This window comes from Desulfobulbus rhabdoformis (assembly GCF_016919065.1).
Classification (GTDB): Bacteria; Desulfobacterota; Desulfobulbia; order Desulfobulbales; family Desulfobulbaceae; genus Desulfobulbus; species Desulfobulbus rhabdoformis.
The window spans coordinates 24,995-32,065 of sequence record NZ_JAFFQA010000051.1; the positions used below are offsets into that span (position 1 = coordinate 24,995).

Sequence of the window (7,071 nt, forward strand, 5' to 3'; positions counted from 1 at the left end):
TAAGAGGGTTTTTTGGGGCCTCCCCTCCTCCTTTGATGGCCGCTGATCAGCGATAAAAAACGGTAAATCAGATTGGAGGGTTTGTATGGTTACACGAAAACAGCAGAAAGCAACCGTTGCGAGAACATCGACCGCTGCCGAGACCAGCAAGGTGCCCAACGGCGCGGTGAAAATCGCTGTATTGCCGGACGCGGTTGAAACAAATGCTAACGGTTTTCCCATCGTCGGCATTGGCGCCTCAGCGGGCGGTCTGGCTGCTTTTGAGTCTTTTTTTTCCGGCATGCCGGCCGATGACGATCCCGGCATGGCCTTTGTCTTGGTGCAACACCTTGCACCGGACCACAAGAGCATCCTCACCGAGCTGGTCAAGCGTTATACACGCATGCAGGTCTTTGAGGTTGAGGACGGAATGGTCGTCCGCCCCAACTGCACGTACATCATCCCTCCAAATCGTGACATGGCTTTTCTCGGAGGCACCCTTCAATTACTCGAGCCTTCTTCTCCTCGTGGCCAGCGATTGCCCATCGATTTTTTCTTTCGTTCACTAGCCCAGGATCAACACGCGCGAGCCATCGGCATTGTTCTTTCCGGTACCGGGAGTGACGGTACCGTGGGTATTCGGGCTATCAAGGACGAGGGGGGCATGGTCATGGCCCAGGATCCCGATTCTACCGAATACGATGGCATGCCGCGCAGTGCAATTGCCTCCGGTTTGGTCGATTTTGTACTTGCCCCGGCCCAAATGCCAGCGCAGCTTATCGCCTACACGGTTCACGCCTTTGGTCACATGCCCCAAATTGTCGGTTCCCCGCCGTGTAATAACGAGAACGCGCTCAAAAAAATTTTCGTCCTCCTGCGTTCCCATACCGGGCATGATTTTTCCTTGTACAAACCAAGCACCATCAACCGGCGGATTGAGCGGCGCATGGCCCTTCAGCAAATCGAAACGATAGCAAGCTATGTTAAGTATGCGCAGCAAACACCAAGGGAGGTAGAGGCTCTTTTTCGCGATCTGCTTATCGGTGTCACCAATTTTTTCCGTGATCCTAAAGCATTTGAAGCCGTTGAAGACAAAATCATTCCGCGGTTATTTGCCGATAAGGCTGCGGGCGATGCGGTCCGCGTCTGGATACCGGGATGCGCCACCGGAGAGGAAGCCTATTCCTTCGCCATTTTACTTGCTGAGTACCAGGAGTTGTCGAAGAAAAAATTTAAAATACAGGTATTTGCAACTGATATTGACAGTCAAGCTATTACTACGGCTCGAGCCGGTCTCTACCCTGCCAGCATCGCTGTTGATATTACGCCGGATCGGCTGGCTCGTTTTTTTTCGCTCGAAACTGACGGCGGCTGCTACCGCATTCATAAAACCATCCGTGATATGCTGATTTTTTCCGAACAGGATATCATTAAAGATCCACCCTTTTCCAAAATCGACCTGATTAGTTGCCGCAATCTCCTGATTTATATGGGAGGGGATTTACAGAAAAAGCTTATCCCTCTCTTTTATTACGCTTTGAACCCTTGCGGATTTCTGTTCTTGGGCACTTCCGAGACAATTGGTGACTTCGGCCATCTCTTCGACGTGCAGGATCGAAAATTGAAAATATATCAGCGAAAGGATACCTGCCAAGGGGCCTCACGTGTTGGTCTTGGCACTTTTTTGCCACCTCTACACTCCATGACTATCGAGAAAACGCTTCAGGCATCAGGCATAATGATTAAGTCTCGAAATGTGTCTTTACGCGAACTGACCGAACAAGAGCTGTTACAGCAAGTTGCCCCTGCCGCAGCACTGGTCAACGGGCTGGGCGACATTCTTTATATCCATGGACGCACCGGTTTCTATCTCGAACCGACGATAGGAGAGGTCGGCGTCTATAATATCTTAACAATGGCACGCGAGGGGTTGACACACGAACTGACTCTAGCATTGCATAAAGCGGTCACGGATCAGCAAATTGTTCGTTGCCCCAATGTGCGGGTTAAAACCAACGGCAACTATACTCCGATTAATCTGACGGTTCGTCCGGTTATTAATGCCCAAGCTTCATTGACGGTGTCTCCCTTATATTTGGTTATTCTTGAGGATATTGTTATCCAGGATGACGACCGCTCACCGGAATCTCCAGACGTTTCCGGGAGTCCGTCGGCAGAGAATGTAGATTTGGATATGGAGAGTCGCCTTGTTGCCTTGCGACACGAGCTGCAAGCTAAAGAAGAGTTCCTCCAAGCTGCCAATGAGGAGCTCAGATCATCCAACGAGGAGATGCAGTCAATCAATGAAGAATTGCAGTCCACGAATGAAGAGCTTGAAACTTCAAAAGAGGAATTGCAATCGGTCAACGAAGAGTTGGCCACGGTGAATGCCGAACTGCAAAACAAAGTGATCGACCTGACGCGCGCCAACAACGACATGAACAACCTGTTGGCCGGAACAGGCATTGGGACCATCTTTGTCGACCATGATGTCCGCATATTGCGCTTCACCCCTGCGGTGACCAAAATCATCAATTTGATCCAGGGCGACATCGGACGGCCCGTTGGGCATATCGTTTCCAACCTAGTGGGCTATGATACATTGCTGGCAGATACCCAAGCCGTTCTCGACACCCTTGTCCCCAAAGAGGTGGAAGTGCGTACCCAGGCTGGGATGTGGTATGCGATGCGTATCCTGCCCTACCGGACTCTGGAAAATGTGATTGAGGGGGCGGTGATCACCTTTACCGACATCACCGAAAGCAAGCAAATGAAGATGGCGCTGAGTGCTGCTCATGCCCGTCTGGCCGAGGCTGTTGTTGCCACCGTGCGTGAGCCGTTAATTGTGCTCGATGCCGGCTTGGGAGTGGTCTCGGCAAATCGCGCTTTCTACACCACCTTCAACGTCTCACCTGAAGATACTTTAGGCAAGTTTCTGTATGATTTGGAAAATGGTCAATGGAATATCCCTGCGTTACGCACTTTGCTGGAAGATATTTTGTCGCGCAATATTGAGTTTCATGATTTTGAAGTGACGCACGAGTTTGAATCAATTGGCCGGCGCTCACTTCGGCTCAATGCTCGTCGACTCTTCGAGGAATCTGGAGAATCGGAATTGATTTTATTGGCGATAGAGGTCGATGTTGAAAGCTAATTTCAATACCGGACCGCTACCTCTGGGAGAGTACAACCTGGAACATAGTTGCGGACCGGACAAGAAGAGTCTCGGCCCGGTCTTTGCCATTCTCATAATACTGCCCTTTCTAGTCGATCAGGTGTAACAGATGAGTTGCCACCTCTCCCAGGCAGCTTTGAAAGGACTCGATTCCCAAAGGGCACAGTGAGGGATGATGTGTTATTATTAAGGCGGCCATAGTGCTAATGGTCGAATCAGCCCCATGGCGTTTGAAGCTCTCAAATCAGCTTAACTGGATGTCCACTCAACACGGGCAGGATCAATGCGCATATTTATCAGTCGGCACCCATACTTTTCCACCGCCGGGTGATTTCTGTTTTTCCCACTCGAACTTGAACAGATTGCTGAGAAACAAAGTAGACCATGCGGTAGCGGTAGGCGCTTGGGTCCAAGCACCTTCCAGGCCGCTGGTCATGGTGTCTTCAGCATTACCTTGGCCGCACTTGTTCTTCCAGCCCAGCCCCTGCTCTTCGATCGCAGCTGCGGCAGGCTCCGGGCCTACGCAGTCAGCCTTACGTGCGCCATGGACCTTTTGCCCAGGGAATGTCTACCGGCGATCAACGCCACGGTCTCTTCATCATTCATTGCCATTCGGCCGAATGATTCACGTATGTCTTTGACAGCAGACACCGGATTAAGATTACCCGCTTGGGCCTTCCGGGTTCACATAAATTAGGCCCATTTGTAGTAACGCTAAAGGATTTTCAAGTTCGCCTTCGTTTTCTTTACAGCGATCAGCCAGCTCCCAAAAGCTGGCTTTTCTTTTGTTTTTCTAGTAAATAAACTCATCAATTAATCAAAGTAACGATTCAAACAATAGAATCGAGTTTATTTACAAAACCAGCAGAGAGTCAATGAAGATTGGATACGCCCGCATTTCCACGCTCGAACAGAACGATGATCTCCAGTTCGATTCGCTGAAACAAGCTGGATGTGAGAAAATTTTTTCTGATAAGGTATCCGGAGCAAAAGTTGACCGGCCAGGCCTTCAGAATGCGCTGGAATATTTGAGAAAGGATGACTGCTTAGTCGTGTGGCGATTAGATCGGCTTGGCCGTAGTCTAAAACATTTAATTGAGGTAGCTGAGGGGTTGGAAACCCGAGGTATTGGCTTGGCATCCCTGCAGGAGGGCCTGGATACCTCTACCAGTGGTGGAAAATTAATTTTTCACATTTTTGGAGCACTGGCGGAGTTTGAACGAAACCTGATCAGAGAGAGAACCATGGCGGGCTTAGCTGCCGCTAGGGCAAGAGGACGAGTTGGAGGGAGGAGCAACAAATTAGATGCCAGCAAAATCCAAACACTCAAAAAGATGTATGACTCCCGTGAGTATTCTATCGGTGAAATTTGCCAATTACTCGAAATCAGCAAACCGACATTCTACAGATATCTCAGAATGTAATAATTTAATACAATACTAGTGACATAATGATTTTTTGAACCGATTCCCATCTACACAACATTTCCAATTCTGCCACACATGAAACGTTGTGCTTGATTTTTGTTTTTCGCTTCTTATTTTAGGATAACAGCTAAAAGTAAATTTAGAGGAACTCTTATTTTAACTTTGCGGGAGCCAAATTGAAGCGAAAACTCCAGGGCCAATACGTAACCGTTTCCACGGTAGGCGAGAAAGTTCAAGCTTTTGTGCCATCACCTTTACCACCACGACCGCCAATCGATTGGCCCCCAGAACTGCGTAACAAATTCGACCAGGCACTGCTAGCGCTAGGGCGGCTTGATAGCGTATCAACCCTACTACCGGAAACCTCACTGTTTCTCTATATGTATATTCGTAAAGAAGCAGTTCTTTCCTCTATGATTGAGGGGACCCAATCTTCGTTGTCAGATCTCCTCCTCTTCGAGTTGGACCAAGTACCAGGAGTCCCGCTTGATGACGTGCAAGAGGTTAGCAACTATGTTGCAGCCCTCCACCACGGCCTTCGTCTGATGAGGGAAGGCTTACCATTGTCTTTACGGTTATTCCGTGAAATTCACCGTGTTTTATTGACCAACGGCCGAGGTAGCAGCCAAACACCGGGCGAATTTCGTCGTAGCCAAAACTGGATCGGCGGTACCAGACCAGGCAATGCGGCTTTTGTCCCACCTCCTGCGGAAGAGGTGCTAGAGTGCATGAGCAAGCTCGAGCTCTTCCTCCATGATCAACCAGAGCCGACACCGGTATTACTCAAAGCAGCGCTGGCTCATGTGCAGTTTGAAACGATTCACCCTTTCCTTGATGGCAACGGTCGTCTAGGCCGTCTAATGATAACGCTGCTGCTATGCGGGCAAAAGGTGCTTCGCGAGCCAATGCTCTACCTTAGCCTCTACTTCAAAACGCACCGTCAGTATTATTACGAGTTGCTCAACAATGTCCGACTGACAGGCGACTGGGAACCTTGGCTCGACTTCTTCGCCGAGGCTGTCATTGTTACAGCAACTCAGGCAGTCGAAACAGCCCAACAGATTCTAAACTTGTCCAATCAAGATCGTGAAAAAATCAGCGGAATTGGCCGAGCTGCAGTATCATGCCTGCAAATTCATCGAGCATTTATGGAACACCCCATAGCCACCTCGGCTTCTCTGGCAGAAAATACAGGCATAACCCCAGCTACAGTCAATAAAGCTCTGACCCACCTGGAGCAACTCAATATCGTGAAAGAATTGACTGCCCAAAAGCGTAACCGCCTATTCAGCTATAAGAGTTATATCGAAATCCTAAGCCGAGGCACCGATCTACCGGGTATATGAAATTTCTCCATGCCTATGGACAAGTACTCTTGCAACTTCGAGCCAAACAGAAGCCCCCTTCTACTGTTAAACTGTTGCAAATTCTGCAACAGTTGCCTCTTTTCTTAGCAATGCAATCTTCTAACTATTTACCAGATAACGACTTATTCTTATTTGCCGGCACTAATCGTAGTGTACTGGGCAAGAGGCAAAAAACATCCCCCTTGGTCGCAAGGTTACAACCAAACTTTTCGAGTTTGCATCTTCCTCTACCGTGCCCCTATTATGCCGGAAGTATTTTAAATTTTATCCATTGAATATCAATAAAATAGGAGCATAACTCTGCACGATTTTGCCGGTTCCTTTGCCGGTTTTCCATTGAACCATTTTGGGGCCACTGAAAATCGCCATTTCCTTTGTTACTACTCTCTCGCCGCAGTCATCCGCTCTTGTAAATGTTTATTAGATAACTTCAAATTCATATTTTGCTTGATTGTGTTTTATTTTTACTGTATTTTATAACCGGAAAATCAAACAACATGCTTTTTTAAATGGAAACCGTGAAACTCAATAGGATTTTCCATTTTGAGAACTAATGGCATGCTCTCATAAACAATTTCCGTACGACAAAATAAAGCGCATGAGTATTTTGAATCAAAAATATATTACGTACGCCGAGGCCCAAGAATTATACAGCGTTGGTAGATCCAGATTGCAACGCCTTGTAGTGAACGGTGTTATTGAAGCATACCGGCCAGGCAAGGAAACCCTGCTCGATTCTGCCAGCCTTCACATATGGTTTCAATCAACCAAAATCAAACCTGTCGCACGACGAGGTCGCCCTAGACGGAATGCACCGCGCAAATAACAATCTCCAAGGATCTTATTTACCATCTGTTTTGGGCCTAAAATTATCCATAAAACCCCACAAGCATTGTTGATTTTTTTGTCACAAGGGCAACGCTGGCCACCGAGAAATAGCGTACCAAAGCCACCATTCCAATCCCTTCCCCCTCCGCTGTAAATGGTCCAACCAGCCCCATCGGATAGGACGGAAGCCTTGCGGCTCCCGCCCCTCCTCAGAACCGTACGAGCGAGTTTCCCCGCATACGGCTCAAGCACTCTGTAAGACTCTTTTGAGGAGTCCGGAGATTATTGGCTATTT

5 protein-coding genes and 1 pseudogene are annotated in these 7,071 nt (G+C 48.3%); 5 read left to right on the forward strand and 1 reads right to left on the reverse strand.

The genetic code is table 11. The annotated features are described in order from the left end of the window. Window positions 1-85: 85 nt before the first annotated feature. Window positions 86-3,133 carry a chemotaxis protein CheB gene (locus JWJ90_RS19460; protein WP_205228891.1) on the forward strand — a complete coding sequence of 1,016 codons (3,048 nt, stop codon included), beginning with the start codon at window positions 86-88 and terminating at the stop codon, window positions 3,131-3,133. Further along, window positions 3,120-3,260: a hypothetical protein gene (locus JWJ90_RS19465; RefSeq protein ID WP_205228892.1), complete on the forward strand. Its 141-nt coding sequence runs from the start codon at window positions 3,120-3,122 to the stop codon at window positions 3,258-3,260. Before JWJ90_RS19460 ends, JWJ90_RS19465 begins: the two co-directional genes overlap by 14 nt. Before the next feature lie 180 nt (window positions 3,261-3,440). On the opposite strand, the pseudogene JWJ90_RS23995 reads toward JWJ90_RS19465, so the two are convergent. After that, a pseudogene (locus JWJ90_RS23995) lies at window positions 3,441-3,917 on the reverse strand (peroxidase family protein); the annotation flags it as partial. Window positions 3,918-4,029: 112 nt separating this feature from the next. On the opposite strand from JWJ90_RS23995, the gene JWJ90_RS19475 reads away from it, so the two are divergent. The 3 genes from JWJ90_RS19475 (at window position 4,030) to JWJ90_RS24000 (ending at window position 6,774) form a co-directional block, all read left to right on the forward strand. After that, window positions 4,030-4,578 carry a recombinase family protein gene (locus tag JWJ90_RS19475; RefSeq protein WP_205228893.1) on the forward strand — a complete coding sequence of 183 codons (549 nt, stop codon included), beginning with the start codon at window positions 4,030-4,032 and terminating at the stop codon, window positions 4,576-4,578. 179 nt (window positions 4,579-4,757) lie between these two features. Continuing rightward, window positions 4,758-5,927 (forward strand): Fic family protein, encoded by a 1,170-nt coding sequence (locus JWJ90_RS19480; protein ID WP_205228894.1) that lies wholly within the window; start codon window positions 4,758-4,760, stop codon window positions 5,925-5,927. A gap of 619 nt (window positions 5,928-6,546) precedes the next feature. After that, complete coding sequence (locus JWJ90_RS24000; RefSeq protein WP_205228895.1) at window positions 6,547-6,774, forward strand: excisionase family DNA-binding protein; 228 nt, start codon at window positions 6,547-6,549, stop codon at window positions 6,772-6,774. Window positions 6,775-7,071: the final 297 nt, after the last annotated feature.

Coding starts and splice junctions, on each gene's coding strand:
- JWJ90_RS19460 (WP_205228891.1), top strand. CDS start 86: ATGGTTACACGAAAACAGCAGAAAGCAACCGTTGCGAGAACATCGACC.
- JWJ90_RS19465 (WP_205228892.1), top strand. CDS start 3,120: ATGTTGAAAGCTAATTTCAATACCGGACCGCTACCTCTGGGAGAGTAC.
- JWJ90_RS19475 (WP_205228893.1), top strand. CDS start 4,030: ATGAAGATTGGATACGCCCGCATTTCCACGCTCGAACAGAACGATGAT.
- JWJ90_RS24000 (WP_205228895.1), top strand. CDS start 6,547: ATGAGTATTTTGAATCAAAAATATATTACGTACGCCGAGGCCCAAGAA.